This is a genomic window from Polaromonas hydrogenivorans (assembly GCF_040105105.1).
Classification (GTDB): domain Bacteria; phylum Pseudomonadota; class Gammaproteobacteria; order Burkholderiales; family Burkholderiaceae_C; genus Polaromonas; species Polaromonas hydrogenivorans.
The window spans coordinates 781,418-798,814 of the sequence record NZ_CP157675.1 but is presented as its reverse complement, the minus strand read 5'-3'; the positions used below and the strand labels follow the sequence as shown (position 1 = coordinate 798,814).

The 17,397-nt window shown below is 62.4% G+C and carries 16 protein-coding genes and 1 pseudogene; 7 read left to right on the top strand and 10 right to left on the bottom strand.

Going from position 1 to position 17,397, the window contains the following annotated elements; translation table 11 throughout:
• Nucleotides 1-101: 101 nt before the first annotated feature.
• On the top strand, nucleotides 102-932 hold the full coding sequence (locus ABLV49_RS03885; RefSeq protein WP_349280281.1) for a ProQ/FINO family protein: 831 nt from the start codon (nucleotides 102-104) through the stop codon (nucleotides 930-932).
• A gap of 155 nt (nucleotides 933-1,087) precedes the next feature.
• Here ABLV49_RS03885 and htpX read toward each other — a convergent pair whose 3' ends face one another.
• The 4 genes from htpX to pyrC all read right to left on the bottom strand — a co-directional run bounded on the left by htpX (nucleotide 1,088) and on the right by pyrC (nucleotide 5,167).
• On the bottom strand, nucleotides 1,088-1,963 hold the full coding sequence (htpX, locus tag ABLV49_RS03880) for a protease HtpX (protein WP_349280280.1): 876 nt from the start codon (nucleotides 1,961-1,963) through the stop codon (nucleotides 1,088-1,090).
• Nucleotides 1,964-2,140: 177 nt separating this feature from the next.
• A complete protein-coding gene (locus tag ABLV49_RS03875) occupies nucleotides 2,141-2,929 on the bottom strand; it encodes a DUF3025 domain-containing protein (RefSeq protein WP_415838165.1) in 789 nt (262 codons plus the stop codon).
• Entirely contained in the window at nucleotides 2,907-4,094 is a 1,188-nt protein-coding gene (locus ABLV49_RS03870; protein ID WP_349280278.1) for an NYN domain-containing protein, read from the bottom strand. Before ABLV49_RS03870 ends, ABLV49_RS03875 begins: the two co-directional genes overlap by 23 nt.
• Before the next feature lie 5 nt (nucleotides 4,095-4,099).
• On the bottom strand, nucleotides 4,100-5,167 hold the full coding sequence (gene pyrC, locus ABLV49_RS03865; RefSeq protein WP_349280277.1) for a dihydroorotase: 1,068 nt from the start codon (nucleotides 5,165-5,167) through the stop codon (nucleotides 4,100-4,102).
• Between the two features lie 126 nt (nucleotides 5,168-5,293).
• On the opposite strand from pyrC, the gene ABLV49_RS03860 reads away from it, so the two are divergent.
• From ABLV49_RS03860 to ABLV49_RS03850, 3 genes are read left to right on the top strand one after another with little or no spacing between them, the layout of a single operon-like run.
• Entirely contained in the window at nucleotides 5,294-5,833 is a 540-nt protein-coding gene (locus ABLV49_RS03860) for a TRAP transporter small permease (RefSeq protein ID WP_349280276.1), read from the top strand.
• Nucleotides 5,830-7,128: a TRAP transporter large permease gene (locus ABLV49_RS03855; RefSeq protein WP_349280275.1), complete on the top strand. Its 1,299-nt coding sequence runs from the start codon at nucleotides 5,830-5,832 to the stop codon at nucleotides 7,126-7,128. Before ABLV49_RS03860 ends, ABLV49_RS03855 begins: the two co-directional genes overlap by 4 nt.
• A gap of 36 nt (nucleotides 7,129-7,164) precedes the next feature.
• Nucleotides 7,165-8,193 (top strand): DctP family TRAP transporter solute-binding subunit, encoded by a 1,029-nt coding sequence (locus tag ABLV49_RS03850; RefSeq protein ID WP_349280274.1) that lies wholly within the window; start codon nucleotides 7,165-7,167, stop codon nucleotides 8,191-8,193.
• Nucleotides 8,194-8,258: 65 nt separating this feature from the next.
• On the opposite strand, the pseudogene ABLV49_RS03845 reads toward ABLV49_RS03850, so the two are convergent.
• From ABLV49_RS03845 to ABLV49_RS03825, 5 genes and pseudogenes are all read right to left on the bottom strand, one after another.
• Nucleotides 8,259-8,995 (bottom strand): annotated as a pseudogene (locus ABLV49_RS03845) (amino acid ABC transporter ATP-binding protein).
• A gap of 57 nt (nucleotides 8,996-9,052) precedes the next feature.
• Nucleotides 9,053-9,721 carry an amino acid ABC transporter permease gene (locus ABLV49_RS03840; protein WP_349280273.1) on the bottom strand — a complete coding sequence of 223 codons (669 nt, stop codon included), beginning with the start codon at nucleotides 9,719-9,721 and terminating at the stop codon, nucleotides 9,053-9,055.
• A 1-nt stretch (nucleotide 9,722) separates the two neighbouring features.
• Entirely contained in the window at nucleotides 9,723-10,445 is a 723-nt protein-coding gene (locus ABLV49_RS03835; RefSeq protein WP_349280272.1) for an amino acid ABC transporter permease, read from the bottom strand.
• 106 nt (nucleotides 10,446-10,551) lie between these two features.
• Nucleotides 10,552-11,451, bottom strand: coding sequence for a transporter substrate-binding domain-containing protein (locus tag ABLV49_RS03830; protein WP_349280271.1), 900 nt, complete (start codon nucleotides 11,449-11,451; stop codon nucleotides 10,552-10,554).
• 462 nt (nucleotides 11,452-11,913) lie between these two features.
• On the bottom strand, nucleotides 11,914-12,894 hold the full coding sequence (locus ABLV49_RS03825; RefSeq protein WP_349280270.1) for a LysR substrate-binding domain-containing protein: 981 nt from the start codon (nucleotides 12,892-12,894) through the stop codon (nucleotides 11,914-11,916).
• Between the two features lie 120 nt (nucleotides 12,895-13,014).
• Here ABLV49_RS03825 and ABLV49_RS03820 point away from each other — a divergent pair, with 120 nt between their 5' ends.
• Entirely contained in the window at nucleotides 13,015-14,250 is a 1,236-nt protein-coding gene (locus ABLV49_RS03820; RefSeq protein WP_349280269.1) for an RNA-guided endonuclease InsQ/TnpB family protein, read from the top strand.
• A 130-nt stretch (nucleotides 14,251-14,380) separates the two neighbouring features.
• On the opposite strand, the gene ABLV49_RS03815 is transcribed toward ABLV49_RS03820, so the two are convergent.
• On the bottom strand, nucleotides 14,381-16,246 hold the full coding sequence (locus ABLV49_RS03815; protein ID WP_349280268.1) for an ABCB family ABC transporter ATP-binding protein/permease: 1,866 nt from the start codon (nucleotides 16,244-16,246) through the stop codon (nucleotides 14,381-14,383).
• A gap of 44 nt (nucleotides 16,247-16,290) precedes the next feature.
• Between ABLV49_RS03815 and ABLV49_RS03810 the strand changes: the two genes are divergently transcribed.
• Together ABLV49_RS03810 and ABLV49_RS03805 are read left to right on the top strand one after the other, a co-directional pair.
• Entirely contained in the window at nucleotides 16,291-16,758 is a 468-nt protein-coding gene (locus ABLV49_RS03810) for an acyl-CoA thioesterase (RefSeq protein WP_349280267.1), read from the top strand.
• A gap of 108 nt (nucleotides 16,759-16,866) precedes the next feature.
• Nucleotides 16,867-17,397 (top strand): MgtC/SapB family protein, encoded by a 531-nt coding sequence (locus ABLV49_RS03805; protein ID WP_349280266.1) that lies wholly within the window; start codon nucleotides 16,867-16,869, stop codon nucleotides 17,395-17,397.

Here is a 17,397-nt window from a genome sequence, read left to right as displayed (position 1 = left end):
CCTCACGGTTTCACACCGCCAGCGCCGCCAAATGGGTGGCGCTCCATTTTTGAAACGTCGCCCAAGGCGGCGCCTGAACCTCAACCTGACAGAACTGATTGATGACTGATACCACCACTGCACCCGAATCCGAATCGACACCGGCACCCGCCCGCCAGCGACCGGCCAGGCAAGGCGGACGCGGCCGGCCGCAGGCAAAGCCGCAAAACCCGGCCCGCGCCCCCCGCGCCGTGCATCCGGTGCTGCAGCAGCTTTTCGAGCTCTACCCGAAGATGTTCGGCGAACGTTTCCTGCCACTCAAGCTGGGCGTGTTCCAGGACTTGCTGGCGCTGCATCCCGAGCTGTTCAAGCGCGACGAGCTGAAAGTGGCGCTCGGCCTGCACGCCCGCTCCACCCGCTACCTGGAAAGCGTGGCGTCCGGCCTGCAGCGTCACGACCTCAACGGCGAGCCGGTGGAGCCCGTCGCCCCCGAGCACGTTCACCACGCCATCATGGAAGTGTTCCGCCGCCGCCAGGCGCGCGCCAACCAGGACTTGCGCCCGTATGCCCGCGCGCAGCTGATCGAGGCGATTGAAGCCTCCGGCCTGAGCCGCGAAGACTATCTGCTGTGCATTCGCCAGCAGGATGAAGTGTCCACCGCCCTGCTCGACGAGGCGTTTGCAGAACTGGCCGAACAGGCCGCCAAGCGCGATGCCCTGCTCAGGACATTTGAAGCCAGCGGAAAAACCGTTGCCGAGTTTTCGGACATGTACGGCATGGACCCGGATGAAGTTGCGCACACGCTGGAGAGGGCGCGCTTTGCCAAGGCGGCTCAAGTGGCCAAGGCAGCGTTGGCAGCCCAGGCGCCGGCAGAGGCCGACAGCCAGGAATCGCCGCCGCCAGCCGAACCCGCAGACGAAACAGCCGCAACAGACCCCCTTGAAGCGCCCTGAAAAAAGCCGGCGCTGAAGGCCGGCTGTTGAATGAAGCGAAAGGCAAGTAGCACCAGCCGTTCGGAATCCTTTTATCTACTCCTTATTTGATAGCTTCTTGCGCCCGTGGATATTGCGCAAACGGCCATTTTCATTCAAATCAGGCGTTTTAATGCTCAGCCCTGCGCGTTCTGCAGCGCGGCGATGCGCTCTTCAATCGGCGGGTGGGTGGCAAACAGCTTGCCGATGCTGCCGGTGATGCCCATGGCTTCCACGGCCTTGGGCAACTCGCCGGGCTGCATGCCGCCCAGGCGGGCCAGCGCATTCATCATCGGCTGCTTGCGGCCCATCAGTTGCGCGGCGCCCGCATCGGCGCGGAACTCGCGGTGGCGCGAGAACCAGGCCACGACGATGGCGGCCGCAAAGCCGAGCACGATGTCGAGCACGATGGTGCTGACGTAGTAGCCAATGCCGGGGCCGGAGCTGTTGCTGTCGCCCTTGCGCAGGAAGCCGTCCACCGCATAGCCAATCACGCGCGACAAAAACACCACGAAGGTGTTCATCACGCCCTGGATCAGCGTCATCGTGACCATGTCGCCATTGGCGACGTGGGCGATTTCATGACCCAGCACGGCCTCGATTTCTTCCTTGGTCATGCCCTGCAGCAGGCCGGTGGACACCGCCACCAGCGATGAATTCTTGAACGCGCCGGTGGCAAAGGCATTGGGCTCGCCTTCAAAGATGCCGACCTCGGGCATGCCGATCTGCGCCTTGTCGGCCAGCCTGCGCACCGTCTCGACGATCCAGGCTTCGTCAGCGTTCTGCGGGTCGTTGATCAGGCGGACACCGGCGCTCCACTTGGCGACGGGTTTGCTGATCAACAGCGAAATGATCGCACCGCCAAAACCCATGATCAGCGCAAAGCCAAGCAGCGCCGACAGGTTCAGCCCGTTGGCGGTCAAAAAGCGGTTGACGCCCAGCAGGCTCGCCACAATGCCCAGCACCGCCACCACGGCGATGTTGGTCAAAATAAACAGAAGGATGCGTTTCATGAATTCTCCGGGAGTCGTTAAATAAAGGCTGGGGGCTAAAAAAAGAACACCACGGGCACACGCCCGAATTGTGCATTTCTATTTCTAGCAGGAATTGGGGGGTTTCCAGGCCAAATCAAGTTTTCCGTAAGGACTCTGACCCCGGGCAAGCGCAGAAATTTCTGGTTTTTGTTTTTTTTATCGGCGCGGGCGAAAAACCGCACGGTCATCATAAAAGGAAAAGTCCTCGTTCTCTAGCCACCAGCCCGGCACGCCGAGCACCGGCAAGGGTGTGAACGGCTTGCCGGCGAGCTTGCTGGCGCTCAAGTCCCCGGCCACCCAGGCATCGAGTTCTGCTATTGAATCAATAGCTGGATATGCCCGATAGACGTGCGCAGTGATCGGTTTTCGTGCATGAACCAGCTTTTCGAGCAGTGCATGGCCGAAAAGTATCAGTTGCGCCTCGGCCCACAGCGGGCGCAGATCAATAAACAGGCGCTGCCAGTCGCGCGCCTCCAGCGCTTCCCACAGCAGCGGCGGCGCCAGCAGGAAGGCGGCGTTTTCGTCGAAGACCGTCAGCGCATCGCGCACCGGGCCGCGCAAGGCAGTCACGCCAGCGGCGGCAATTTCAGCCGCCTGCAACTGATTCAGCCGCTTCTTGGTTTCGGGAAAGCGCATCCAGCACAGGCCATTGAAAAAGTCATGCAGGTTGTCGCGGGTGGGAACCGTGCCGTGTTCGAAAATGAACTGCTCGTAAGCCATGCCGGGCGGCAACTCGGATTGACAGACAAAGCGAACAGGCGCCTGGCCATCGGTATTGAGGGCCAGCGCCACGGCTGCGCCCGACAGCACTTGTTGCTGGACAAACCGGCCGCTGCCGCGCCAGCCGTCGAGCCAGCCGGGCTGCCAGTCAATGGCGGCCAGTGCCGCTGCAGCCTTGAGCGCCAGCGCAAACCCACCGGGTTCAGCCAAGATATTGCACCGCATCGGCCGGCGAGCCTTTGCGAATTCGGAACGATTGCGGATAGCGCTGCAGCAGCCACAACCCGGAAGCGCTAGGCCGGATCAGCCCGGTTTGCCGCAGGCGCGCAGACACGATGGAGAGCGCGCAGGGCTGGCACTGGAGCAGTTCTGGAACCGCCAGCAGGATGTCGGCCACTGACACCTTTAGTTGCGCCACGGCGGCCAGCACCGCGCGCAATGCATGCACCTCGCGTCGCTTGATGACGGTCTGAATGAGACGCGGCTGGTGGACCGGAAAGCACACCGACAGCAGGTCTTGTGCTGGCAGCGGAACGCATTTTGGCGTTGGCGTTGGCGTTGGCGTTGGCGTTGGCGGAGCGGATGGTTGCTGAAAGATCAGCAGCGTCGGCTTGTGCGCGGGGCTCAACTCGAAATAAGCCGCATACCGGGCCAGAAACACCGTCGATCTGGTGATTCTTTTGTCGAAAAAACCGTGCCGCTGCAACACCGGCACGACATGGCAGAGATGCTGCGGACGTTCGCGCAAACCGGGCACGGCGTTCAAAATACGCTCCACCTCGTCGGGCAGCCCGGCATCGGATACCAGGGGCGTGCTCAAGGGTGCGGCAGGCGCCCGGTACGCTGGCGGTGCGGCGGTGGCCGCACCGGCATCGGCGCTGCTGCCCCGTGCGGACGGTACCACGGGCCGCAGTGGCGCAGGCGTGACGGGCGCGGCGGCGAACACCGGGGCGGGAAAGCACTTCACGCGGTCGTAATACGCCTCTGCATCCCGAAACACGATGCCTTCCATCGAAAAGCACCACACCTCGCAGCCCCATTCGCGCAGGCGCACGGCCAGCGGGGCGAAGTCGGCGTCGCCCGAGGCAATCGCAAACAGCCGGATGCCTTGCTGGAAATGCAGCGCCACCGCGTCGGCGATCAGGGCCGCGTCGGTGGTGTTTTTCTGCAGCGGCAAATTGGGAAAAGTGCGCGTTCCCAGATAACGCCACACCGACTGCAGCCACTCCAGGCGCGGCCCGGCGCCATAAGCGCGGCACACGCTGACCCGGCCCGCATAGGCGTTCAGTTCAGCCCAGGCCGCGTCGATGGCTTGAGGGTCGGAAAAATTGTCTGCATCAATCAGCAGCGCCGCCTGCCGGGCGCTGTTCGCCCCGAGTGAGGCGCTCATGCCACTCATGCCGTCTGTAGTTTCCAAGGCAGCGCCTCGCCCGAACGCAGCGGCTTGAGTTCAGCCTCGCCAAACGCAAAACTCACCGGCGGTGTCCAGCTTTCCTTTTTCAGCGTGACCGTGCCCGCGTTGCGCGGCAAACCGTAGAAGTCGGCGCCGTTGAAGCTGGCAAACGCTTCGAGCTTGTCCAGCGCGCCGGCTGCGTCGAAGGCTTCGGCATACAGCTCGATGGCGGCGTGGGCGGTGTAGCAGCCGGCGCAGCCGGTGGCATGCTCTTTCAGATGCGCCGGGTGCGGGGCGCTGTCGGTGCCGAGGAAGAAGCGCGCATTGCCCGACGTGGCCGCCTCGACCAGCGCCAGCCGGTGCGTCTCGCGCTTCAAGACCGGCAGGCAGTAGTAATGCGGGCGAATGCCGCCGGTAAAAATCGCGTTGCGGTTGTAGAGCAGATGGTGCGCGGTGATGGTGGCGCCGAGAAAGCTGTCAGCATCCTGCACGTACTGCGCAGCTTCCCGGGTCGTGATGTGCTCGAATACGATTTTGAGTTCCGGAAAATCGCGGCGCAGCGGAATCAGCTGGGTGTCGATGAACACCGCTTCGCGGTCGAACAGGTCAATCTCGGGCGAAGTGACTTCGCCATGCACCAAGAGCAGCAGGCCTTCGCGCTGCATCGCTTCGAGCGTCTGGTAGGTCTTGCGCAGGTCGGTCACGCCGGCGTCGCTGTTGGTGGTCGCGCCGGCCGGATACAGCTTGACGGCGACCACGCCGGCGTCTTTGGCCCGCTTGATCTCGTCGGGCGGCAGGTTGTCGGTCAGGTACAGCGTCATCAGCGGCTCGAAGGCCACGCCCTCGGGCACGGCGGCCTGGATGCGCTCGCGGTAGGCGACAGCCTGCGCGGCGGTCGTCACCGGCGGGCGCAGGTTGGGCATGATGATGGCCCGGCCGAACTGCGCGGCCGTGTGCGGCACGACGGTCTGCAGCGCCTCGCCATCGCGCACATGCAGGTGCCAGTCGTCGGGGCGGGTGATGGTGAGCTGGGAAACCGGCGTCGAAGGGGTGGAGATGGCTGAAGTCATGGGCTGAATTGTCGCACCGGCTCCAAGGAAACTCCCGATGCGCGGGTCGCCGCCGCGCCGCTACGATACAAGCCGGCGCTGGATAATGCCGGCTGTCTCAACTCTTGCTCGCCAGGCTTCATTCCCATGTCTTCCCCGCCCCACGCTGGCCATTCGCCAGAAGATTCGCCCGAAGCCTTGCCGCCCCTTGATGACACCGACGAGCCGGTCCGGGTGCCGCTCAAGATCGAGGACTGGCTGACCGTCCTCGTCATGGGCGCGCTGGCGCTGATCACCTTTGCCAATGTGATTGCGCGCTATTTCACCAACCAGTCGTTTGCCTGGACCGAGGAGTTCTCGGTGTTCCTGATGATCGTGCTGGCGCTGGTCGGCAGTTCGGCGGCTGTCGCGCGGGACCGGCATATCCGCATCGAATACTTTTCCGACAGCGGCTCGATGGCCAGGCGCAAGAACCTGTCGCGCCTGGGCGCGGTGCTGGTCGCGCTGCTGTTCATGCTGATTGGCGTGCTGAGCATTCGCCTGGTGTGGGACGACTACCGGTTCAATGAAACCTCGCCGGGCATCGGGATTCCGCAGTGGTGGTATTCGATCTGGCTGCCGATCCTGTCCATCGGCATCGCGCTGCGCGCCGTCGGCCTGTTCATCCGCCGCGGACGCCGCGCATGATCGCCACGCTGTTGTTCGTGGCGTTCATCGCCATGATGCTGGTGGGCGTGCCCATCGGCGCGGCGCTGGGCCTGGCCGGCGCGGCCGCGATTGCGCTGGCCAATGGCGATTCACAGTGGTTCGGCCTGCTGGCCGTGCCGCAGAATTTTTATGCGGGTCTGGGCAAATACCCGCTGCTGGCGATTCCGATGTTCGTGCTGGTCGGCTCGATTTTTGACCGTTCCGGCGTCGCCCTGCGTCTGGTCAATTTTGCCGTCGCCATCGTCGGGCGCGGCCCCGGCATGCTGCCGCTGGTGGCGATTGCGGTGGCGATGTTTTTGGGCGGCATCTCGGGCTCCGGCCCGGCCTGCGCGGCGGCGGTCGGCGGCGTGATGATCGCGGCCATGAACCGCGCCGGCTACCCGGCGGCCTTCTCGGCCAGCGTGGTCGGCGCAGCGGCGGCGACCGACATCCTGATTCCGCCGTCGGTGGCATTCATCATTTACTCGGTGCTGGTGCCGGGTGCTTCGGTGCCGGCGCTGTTTGCGGCCGGCATGGTGCCGGGCGTGCTGGCCGGGCTGGCGCTGATCGTTCCGGCGGTCTGGCTGTCGCGCAGGCACAAGATGGGCGCGCAGGAAGCCAGCATGCCGCGCCCGCCTTTCTGGGCCAGTTTTCGCGAGGCGGTCTGGGGCCTGGCCGCGCCGGTGCTGATTCTGGGCGGCATGCGCGCCGGCTGGTTCACGCCGACCGAAGCAGCGGTGGTGGCGGTGTTTTACGGCCTGTTCATCGGCATGGCGATTTACCGCACCATCTCGGTTCGCGACCTGTTTCCGATCCTGCGCGAGTCGGGCGAGTTGTCGGCGGTGATCTTGCTGGTGGTGTCGCTGGCGGGCATTTTTGCCTATTCGCTGAACACGCTGGGCATCATTGACCCGCTGACCCACGCCATCGTCAACTCCGGGCTCGGCGAATACGGCATCTTGTCGCTGCTGATCCTGATGCTGATCACCGTCGGCATGTTCCTGGACGGCATTTCGATCTTCCTGATCTTTGTGCCGCTGCTGCTGCCGATTGCCCAGTTTTACCACTGGGACCTGGTGTGGTTCGGCGTCATCCTCACGCTCAAGGTGGCGCTCGGGCAGTTCACGCCGCCGCTGGCCGTGAACCTGATGGTGTCCTGCCGGATTGCCAATGTGCGCATGGAAGAAACCGTGCGCTGGGTGGTCTGGATGCTGGCTGCGATGTTTCTGGTGCTGGTCGCCGTGATCGCCTTCCCTGAACTGGCGCTGTGGCTGCCGCGCAAGCTGGGCTACTGAGACTGAACTGATTTTTACCCCAAGGAGACTCCCGTCATGAAACGCAAAACCTTTCTCGGCCTGGCGATGGCCGCCGCCGCGCTGGCCGTCGCCACTGCCGTGCCCGCGCAGACCTACAAGTCCGAATACAAGATGTCGCTGGTGCTCGGCCCCGCCTACCCGTGGGGCAAGGGCGGCGAAATCTGGGCCAACCTGGTGCGCGAACGCACGCAGGGCCGCATCAACATCAAGCTCTATCCCGGCGTCTCGCTGATCCAGGGCGACCAGACGCGCGAGTTCAGCGCCATCCGCCAGGGCGTGATCGACCTGGCCGTGGGCTCGACCATCAACTGGTCGCCGCAGGTCAAGGAACTGAATCTGTTCTCGCTGCCCTTTTTGATGCCCGACTACGCCGCGATGGACGCGCTGACCCAGGGCGACGTGGGCAAGGAGATTTTCCAGATCATCAACAAGGCCGGCGTGATGCCGCTGGCCTGGGGCGAAAACGGCTACCGCGAGATCAGCAATTCCAAGCTGGCCATCAAGAAGCCGCAAGACCTCAAGGGCCTGAAAATCCGCGTCGTCGGCTCGCCGCTGTTCCTCGACACCTTCACTGCGCTCGGCGCGAATCCGACCCAGATGAGCTGGGCCGACGCGCAGCCGGCATTGGCCACCGGCGCGGTGGACGGCCAGGAAAACCCGATGGCGATCTACACCGCCGCCAAGCTGCAGACCATGGCGCAAAAGCATGTGACGATGTGGGGCTATGTGGCCGACCCGCTGATCTTCGTGGCCAACAAGGACATCTGGGCTTCCTGGACGCCAGCGGACCAGGCCATCGTCAAACAGGCCGCTGTGGACGCCGGCAAGCAGGAAATCGCCATTGCCCGCAAGGGCCTGGCCGAAGCCGACAAGCCGCTGCTCAAGGAAATCGCCAGCCATGGCGTGACCGTGACCCAGCTGAGCCCGCAGGAGCGCGACGCCTTCGTGAAGGCCACGCGCCCGGTGTACGACAAGTGGAAGAACCAGATCGGCGCCAGCCTGGTCAATAGCGCTGAAAAGTCGATTGCTGCGCGCAAGCCATAAGCGCTTGCCGATTGAATGAAAAAGCCCCGCAATGCGGGGCTTTTTCTTGTTTGCAACTGAAAACTTCAGTGCTGCAGGATCTTGTTCAAAAAGTCCTTGGTGCGCGCCTGGCGGTTTTCCGGGTGGCTGAAGAACTCGACTTTCGAGCAGTCCTCCAGAATCTTTCCGCCCACGTCCATGAAGATCACGCGGCTGCCGACCTTCTTGGCAAACCCCATCTCGTGCGTGACCACCATCATGGTCATGCCGTCATTGGCCAGCCCCATCATGCAGTCGAGCACCTCGCCGACCATTTCCGGGTCAAGCGCCGAGGTCGGCTCGTCGAACAGCATGGCAATCGGGTCCATGCTCAAGGCGCGGGCAATCGCCACGCGCTGCTGCTGGCCGCCCGACAGCTGGCCGGGGAACTTGTCCTTGTGCGCCATCAGGCCGACGCGGTCCAGTATTTCAGGCCGTGGGCCTTGGCTTCGTCGGGCTTGCGGCCCAGCACCTTGATCTGTGCCAGCGTCAGGTTTTCGGTCACGCTCAGGTGCGGAAACAGCTCGAAGTTCTGGAACACCATGCCGACTCTAGAGCGCAGCTTGGGCAGGTCGGTCTTGGGGTCATGCACGGCCTGGCCATCGACAAAAATCTGGCCTTTCTGAAAAGGCTCCAGCGCGTTGATGACCTTGATCAGTGTCGATTTGCCCGAGCCCGAAGGCCCGCAAACCACGACCACCTCGCCTTTTTGGATGTTGGTGCTGCAGTTGTTCAGCACCTGTACATCGCCGTACCATTTGGAAACTTCTTTCAACTCAATCATTTTTTCTCCAGTGTGCGCGTTGAGAATTATTGGGGGTGTGGCAAAACAGCCGCCCGGTCAGCGAATGATGGCAATCCGGCTGTTGAGCCGCTTGACCATGTACGACAGGCTGTAGCACAGCACGAAATAAACCACGGCGGCCAGCAAATAGGCTTCCTCGGGCCGGCCGTAGATCTTGCCGGCGGTGGTGAAGCCCTTGAGCAGGTCATAGGCGCCGATGGCATACACCAGCGACGTGTCCTGAAACAGGATGATGGTCTGCGTCAGCAGCACCGGCACCATGTTGCGAAAGGCCTGCGGCAAGATGATCAGCCGCATGTTCTGCCCGTAGGTCATTCCCAGCGCCCGCCCGGCATTCACCTGGCCGCGCGAGATCGACTGGATGCCGGCGCGCACGATTTCGCTGAAATAAGCCGCCTCGAAGGCCACGAAGGTGATCGTCGCCGAAAGCTCCGCGCCAATCGGCCGGCCAATGATGGTCGGCACCAGCAGGAAGAACCACAAAATCACCATCACCAGCGGAATCGAGCGCATGCCGTTGACGTAGATGGTGGCGGGAATCACCAGCACCTGCTTGCCCGACAGGCGCATGAGCGCCAGCAGCGTGCCCAGCACGATGCCGCCCAGCGTGGCGATCACCGTCAGCTGCACGCTGAACAAAAAGCCGTTGATGACAAACTTGGAGAGAATCTCCCAGTTCAGGAAGGTCAGGTCAAGTCCGAACATGTCAGTGTCCTCCGCCGGTGGCACCGGCAATGATCAGGCCGGGAATCTGCATTTTCTTTTCCGCCAGCGCCATCAACCGGTTCACCGCGAAGGCTGAAATCGCGTACAGCGCGGTGACTGCGATGTAAATTTCAACGCCGCGCGAGGTTTCTTCCTGCGCCTGCATCGCGAACATGGTGAGTTCGGCAATCGACACCGCAAAGGCGACCGACGAGTTCTTCAAGAGGTTCATCGACTCGCTGGTCAGCGGCGGCAAAATGATGCGAAAAGCCATCGGCAAGATCACGTAACGGTAGGTCTGCGCCGTGGTGAAGCCCAGCGCCATGCCCGCATAGCGCTGGCCGCGCGCCAGCGCCTGGATGCCGGCGCGCACCTGCTCGGCAATCCGGGCCGAGGTGAAAAAGCCCAGCGCCAGCACCACCAGCACGAAGCCGGGTATTTTTTGCATGGCCGGGAACATCTTGGGCACGACGAAGTACCACAAAAAGATTTGCACCAGCAGCGGAATGTTGCGAAACAGCTCGACCCAGACATTGCCCAGCCGCACCAGCCACGGGCTGTTCGGCAGGGTGCGCAAGGTGCCCATCAGCGCCCCCACCACCATGGCGACGACCCAGGCGGAAACCGCCACCGACAGCGTCCAGCCCCAGGCGTTCATCATCCATTCCAGATAGGTGCGTCCGCTGCCATCGTCATTTAAAAAAACTTTCCAATCCCACGTCATGGTGACTCCTGCCTGTTGTTGTGCTCTAGCAAATCAAATTTCTCCACCCTAAAAACAAACCCCGCGCGCAACCACGAGCGGGGTCTGTTGATCTGGGTGGCCGGTGTTACTTCTTGGCGTAATCTTCCATCGGCTTGTCGTTGGGCGTTGCCCAGGCCGCCTTGGTGCTTTCGCTGGCCGGCAGGCCGACGCGGGTGCCCTTCGGCGGAATCGGCTGCATGAACCACTTGTCATAGAGCTTGGCGAGTTCGCCGCTCTTGATCAGGCCGCTGATGGTGTCGTCGCCAATCTTCTTCAGGGCGGCATCGTCCTTGCGGATCATGATCCCAATCGGCTCGACGCTCAGCACTTCACCGACGATCTTGAACTCGGCAGGATTCTTGGCGGACGCGATATTGCCCGCCAGGATGGAGCCATCCATCACGAAAGCATCGGCGCGGCCCGACTCCAGCAGCAAAAAGCTGTCGGAATGGTCCTTGCCGAAAATCTCGTTGAAGTTGACATTCGTGGCGCGTTCATTTCTACGCAAGGTCTGCACGGAAGTGGTGCCGGTGGTGGTGGCGACGTTTTTGCCGTTCAGCTGGGCAACCGAGGTAATGCCCGAACTGGCCTTCACGGCAATGCGCACTTCCTCGACGAAGGTGGTGTGCAGGAAGGCCACATCCTTGGCCCGGGTTGCATTGTTGGTGGTCGAGCCGCATTCAATATCGACCGTGCCGTTTTGAACCAGCGGAATGCGGTTTTGCGAGGTGACGGGCTGGTATTTGACTTCGAGCTTGCGGCCAGCGGCTTTTTCAAGGCTGGCGATGACGCGCTGGCAGATCTCGACGTGGTAGCCAACGTATTTGCCATCGCCCAGCGTATAGGACAGGGCGCCGGATGAATCGCGAACGCCCATGGTGACCACGCCGGAAGCCTTGACCTTGGCAACGGTGTCGCTTGCCTGGGCAAAAACGGCGCCAGACGCGAGCAGGGCAAGCGTCAAAGTGGCAATCTTGAATTTCATGGAATCTCCTGTAATGAAACTGTTGAAAAACTATTCTATCGAGCCGGTGGCCCGGTCATGCAAAGGTTTACCCGGTCTGCCATCCTGCGCAATCGGGTACCCGGCCACAGGACTGCTCCTGAACAATGGCTGGATAAATGCGCACTTTTACGGACAGGTTTCAGCCCCCGGGAATGCGATGTGAAGACATGCAATCTTTGTGCCGATTTTGTTCAGACCTGGGCTGAACGGCTTGCGCAGGCAGCGCGCCGGCGCATCAGGCAAGGAACAGGCTTTCTGCAAAAGAACCTGCGCCTGGTGAAAACGCGCAAACCGAAGCGATGGCGGGTGGGGGAAATCTCAGGGTCATGAACAGGCATCGAAAATTGAATGTCACGGACTGTAATTTTCTGGCGGCAAAAATGCCAATGCTGTTTGAGCGCTACTCCATGCGGATTGCTTATAACCCCCCCGGGTTGCTACCTAGCCGCCGGCGGCTGGCGCTCGCGGGGCCGCCGGACTGCCAGGCCGGCTGGCCGCCTTGTCCTTGCCTGCCGCCTGGGACTCCAGATAGGTCCACAAATCCTGCGCATGGCTTTTGACCGTATTCCGGGCGGTGGGCCGCTCACGGTAAACGCGCACATCCATGGTCATTTCCAGGCCGGGGCCGGCGCTCACCAGCTTGCGGTACCGGACTTCCTTTTTCACCGCGCTGAGCGGAAGAAACGCAATCCCATGTCCCTCCAGGGCCATGGCCTTGAGCCCTTCGGCCATGTCGGTTTCGTAAACCCTATCAAGGTGGATGGGAACGCTGGACTGCTTGAGAATCAGGTCCACCATGCGGCCCAGGTAAGCGCCGGACGCATAGCCCAGGTAAGGCAGCGGCTGCCCGGCACGGCCCGGCAGGCGGTGCTCGGGCTGTCCCGAGGCATCGGCCCGGACAAACGGCGCCAGCACTTCCTGGCCCAGCGACACCATCTCGTAGCGGTCGGCGTTGAGCTGAAAGGGCTGCGAGTCATGGTGATAGGAAATCAGGAGGTCGCAACTGCCCTCTGTCAGCCGCAGCACCGCGTCATGCACATTGAGCGCGATCAGCCGGCTCTTGATCGGGCCGAACTTGTCGCGCAGGCTGCTGACCCAGGCCGGAAAGAAGGTAAAGGCCAGCGTGTGCGGCACAGCGAACTCGATGAAATCCTGTCCGGCCGAGTTGTGGCCACGCAGCATGGCGCGCGTCGATTGCAGGCCCTGCAGCATTTCCAGCGACTGGCTGTAGAGCGTCTGGCCGGCCGGCGTCAGGCGCGTCGGGTAGGAACTGCGGTCCACCAGGTCGGTGCCGGCCCAGGCTTCGAGCGCCTGGATGCGCCGCGAAAACGCGGGCTGCGTGACGTGGCGCAATTGCGCGGAACGGCTGAAACTGCGGGTTTCAGCGAGACTGACGAAATCTTCAAGCCATTTGGTTTCCATGCCCGGATTATCCGTCTTGCACGGAAAACCCCGTCCTTCAGGGCGGGGATGCAGAGCGCGGACGCCGCAGGCGTCCTCCACACGCCGTCGATCAGCAAAATTGCTGCCTAAAATGCCAGCATGCAGCGGCTCCAGGCTTTCAAATACGAACTCATGCCCAACGGCGGGCAGCAGCGCACGATGCGCCGCTTCGCCGGGGCCTGCCGCTTCGCGTTCAACAAAGCGCTGGCATTGCAAAAAGCCAATCACGCGGCGGGCTCGAAGTTCATGAACTACGTGGCGCTGGCCAACAAGCTCCCAGGCTGGAAGCAGGAGTTCGAGTGGCTCGGGCAAGCGCCATCGCAAGCCTTGCAGCAGATGTTGAAAGACCTGGAGCGCGCCTGGAAAAACTTCTTTGACAGACGCGCCGCCTTCCCGAAGTTCAAGAAAAAAGGTCAGTGCGAGAGTTTTCGCTTCCCGCAAGGCTTCAGGATCGACCAGTCCAACAGCCGCATCTTCCTGCCCAAACTGGGCTGGATGCGCTATCGCAACAGCCGGGAGATTTTGGGTGTTGCCAAAAACATCACCATCAGCGAAGTGGGCGGCAAGTGGTTGGCCAGCATCCAGACCGAGCGCGAGGTAGAACAACCCATACCTGCCGCGACAACAGCCATTGGCATTGATGTGGGCATAGCGCGCTTTGCCACCATGAGCGACGGCAGCTTTGTTGCGCCGCTGTGCAGCTTCAAAAAGCATGAGAAACGCCTGGCGAAATACCAGCGGCGCATGAGCCGCAAAACCAGGTTCAGCAAAAACTGGCACAAAGCGAAAAGGAAAGTTCAAAAAGTCCACGCCGATATAGCAAACACCCGTAAAGACTTCCTGCACAAAACGACAAGCGACCTCAGCAAAAACCACGCGATGGTCGCCATCGAGGATTTGCAGGTACGCAACATGAGCAAATCGGCAGCGGGGAATGCGGAAAAACCGGGCAAAAACGTCGCCGCCAAGTCCGGGCTGAACAAGGCCATCCTCGATCAAGGCTGGTTTGAATTCCGGCGGCAACTGGAGTACAAGCTCGATTGGAACGGCGGCATTCTCATTGCCGTGCCGCCCCAGTACACCAGCCAGACCTGCCCATGCTGCGGGCATGTGGCAAAGGAAAACCGCCAAACGCAAGCCAGGTTCGAGTGCGTCGATTGCGGCTACCAGAACCACGTCGATGTCGTCGGTGCAATGAACATATTGGCGCGGGGATACCGCGTTGCAGCCTGTGGAGAGGAAGGCTCTGGCCGGAGTCGCAAGACACCGACGAAACCAGCCTCGGTGAAGCAGGAACCCACCGAAGCGACTATGCAAGAGGCAACTCATGTTTAGCGCCGTAGGAATTCCCTGCCTTCAGGCGGGGGAGGATGTCAACAGGCGGAAATCCGGACCGGCGGCCGGTATTTCTTCGGCGCCTGATTGGCTTTATTTTTGATAGCGGCATACGCCCGCCAGACAAGCGCTAGACCCCGATTTCATCCAGAATCCGCTCGCTGGCCTGCTGCTGCATGGCCCACATGTCGGCGTAGCGCCCGTTGGCGGCCAGCAGCGCGGCGTGATTGCCGCGCTCGACGATGCGGCCGGCGTCCATCACCAGTATCTCGTGCGCATCGACCACGGTCGAAAGCCGGTGCGCAATCACCAGGGTGGTCTTGTTCTGCGCGGCGGTGCGCAGTTCGCCCTGGATGGCGCGCTCGTTGGCCGAGTCCAGCGCCGACGTGGCTTCGTCAAAAATCACCACCGGCGGGTTTTTCAAGAGCGTGCGGGCAATGGCCACGCGCTGCTTCTCGCCGCCCGAGAGCTTGAGGCCGCGCTCGCCGACCATGGTGTTGTAGCCCAGCGGCGTCGAGGCGATGAAGCCGTGGATGCGCGCGGCTCTGGCGGCCTCTTCCACCTCTGCATGCGTCGCGCCGGGCTTGCCGTAGGCGATGTTGTATTCGACCGTGTCGTTGAACAGAACCGTGTCCTGCGGCACGATGCCGATGGCCTGGCGCACGCTGGCCTGCGTGACCTGCTTGATGTCCTGCCCGGCAATCGTGATGCGGCCCTGCTGCACATCGTAAAAACGGTAGAGCAGCCGGGCCAGCGTCGATTTTCCGGCGCCCGACGAGCCGACGACGGCCACCGTCTTGCCCGGCGGGATTTCAAAACTCACGTTGTGCAAAATCGGCCGCGCCGGGTCGTAGGCAAAACTGACATTCTCAAAGCGCACGGCCGGCGTGGCCTCGATGCGCAGCGGCTGCGCGCCCGGCTCGTCGGCAATCTCGCGCTCGCGCTCCATCAGCGTGAACATCTTTTCCAGGTCGGTCAGGCTCTGCTTGATCTCGCGGTAGATCACGCCCAAAAAGCCCAGCGGAATGTAGAGCTGGATCATGAAGGCATTGACCATCACCAGGTCGCCCAGCGTCATGCGGCCATCGACCACGCCCTGCGTGGCGCGCCACAGCATCGCCACCAGCCCCAGCGCAATGATCAGCTGCTGCCCGGCGTTGAGCATGCTCAGCGTGCGCTGGCTCTTGATGGCGGCGGCACGGTAGCGCTTGAGGTTTTCGTCGTAGCGCTGGGCCTCGAACTCCTCGTTGTTGAAATACTTGACGGTTTCGTAATTGAGCAGCGAGTCGATGGCGCGGCTGTGCGCCGACGAGTCCAGTTCGTTCATCGCCTTGCGGAACTGCGTGCGCCAGTTGGTCACGGTGACGGTGAAGGTGATGTAGAACACCAGCGCAATCAAGGTGATGCCGGCGAACCAGACATCGAACTTGACGGCCAGCAGGCTGAGCACCAGCGTGACTTCGATCAGCGTCGGGATGATGCTGTAGAGCGAATACGAGATCAGCGAATGCACGCCGCGCGTGCCGCGCTCGATGTCGCGCGTCATGCCGCCGGTCTGGCGCTCCAGATGGAAGCGCAGGCTGAGCGCGTGCAGGTGGCGGAACACTTCGAGCGAGATGCGCCGCGCGGCGCCTTCGGTGGCCTTGGCGAACACCAGCTCGCGCAACTCGGTGAACAGCGTGGTCGAGAGGCGCAGCAGGCCGTAGGCCAGCAGCAAAGCGACCGGCACGACCAGCACGGCCTTTACATCGCCGGGCTTGAAGCTCATGGTATCGACCAGATTCTTCAGCAGCAGCGGCACGCCGACGTTGGCCAGCTTGGCGCCCACCATGAAGGCCAGCGCCGCCATGGCGCGCCACTTGTACTCCCACAGGTAGGGAAACAGGCGCTTGAGCGTGGCCCAGTCGGAACGCGGCGGCACGGGCGCTGCCTTGGCGCCTGGGGCCATCATGGCCGGCGCGGGATAGGAATCAGCGGTGGAAGCTCGGGAGCGCATACGTCACAATCATTGGAAACTTTCAAACCTCAGAGATTGTGCCTATGTCCTTTGAATCAAGCGCCCTGCCGGGCAATACCGCCCCAGCCGCCGTTGCAGGCGCCGACCTGGAGACGCGCGCCCTGCACGGCCCCTTGCCCACCGACAAGGAACTGGTGCTCAAGGTGATCCCGATGCCGCGCGACTGCAACGCCAACGGCGACATTTTCGGCGGCTGGGTGATGGCGCAGGTGGACCTGGCGGGTGCGGTGCTGCCGGCGCGTTATGTCGATGGCCGCATGGCCACCGTGGCGGTCAACCAGTTCGTCTTCAAGCAGCCGGTGCGGGTCGGCGACATCCTGTCGTTCTTTGCCGTCGTGACGCGTATCGGCACCACCTCGATCACGGTGCAGGTCGAGGTGTTTGCTGAACGCTTTCAGGCGCAGGGCCGCCACATCAAGGTCACCGAAGCCAGCCTGACCTATGTGGCGATTGACGATGCGGGCAAGCCGCGCAAGATCGTCAAACCTTGACTGCTATTTAATCAGTAGCTGCTAGTGCCCGCCAGGTATGCGCAAAAGGCATATTTGATGACAAATAGTTAACTTCAGGCTTTTCTTTTATCAACCAGGGGCGTTCGCATGGCTTCAAGCGCGTGGCAGCAAGTTGGCCAAACCATCGTCGCCGAGTTTTCGGACCTGCCCGACGCCGCGCAGGTCACGCGAATCTTGCTGCGCCTGACGCTGGCCGCGCTGCTGGGCGGCTTGCTGGGCATCGAGCGCGAGCAAAAAGGCAAGGCCGCCGGCGTGCGCACGCACATGCTGGTGGCGATGGGCGCGGCGCTGTTCGTGCTGCTGTCGCAGCAGGCCGGCATGCCGCCGTCCGACCTGAGCCGGGTCATCCAGGGCGTCATTGCAGGCATCGGTTTTCTGGGCGCGGGCACCATCCTCAAGGGCGACGACCTGGGGAAAGTCAAGGGGCTGACCACCGCAGCCGGCATCTGGCTGACCGCCGCCATCGGCGTGGCCGCCGGCATGGGACGCGAATCGACGGCGGTGCTCAGCACCTTGCTGGCGCTGGCGATCTTTACCCTGATGCCGCGCGTGATCAGGCTGGTGGAAAAACCGGAATCGCTGGTGGTCGATGCCAGTGCGACCCAGGACAAGCCATAA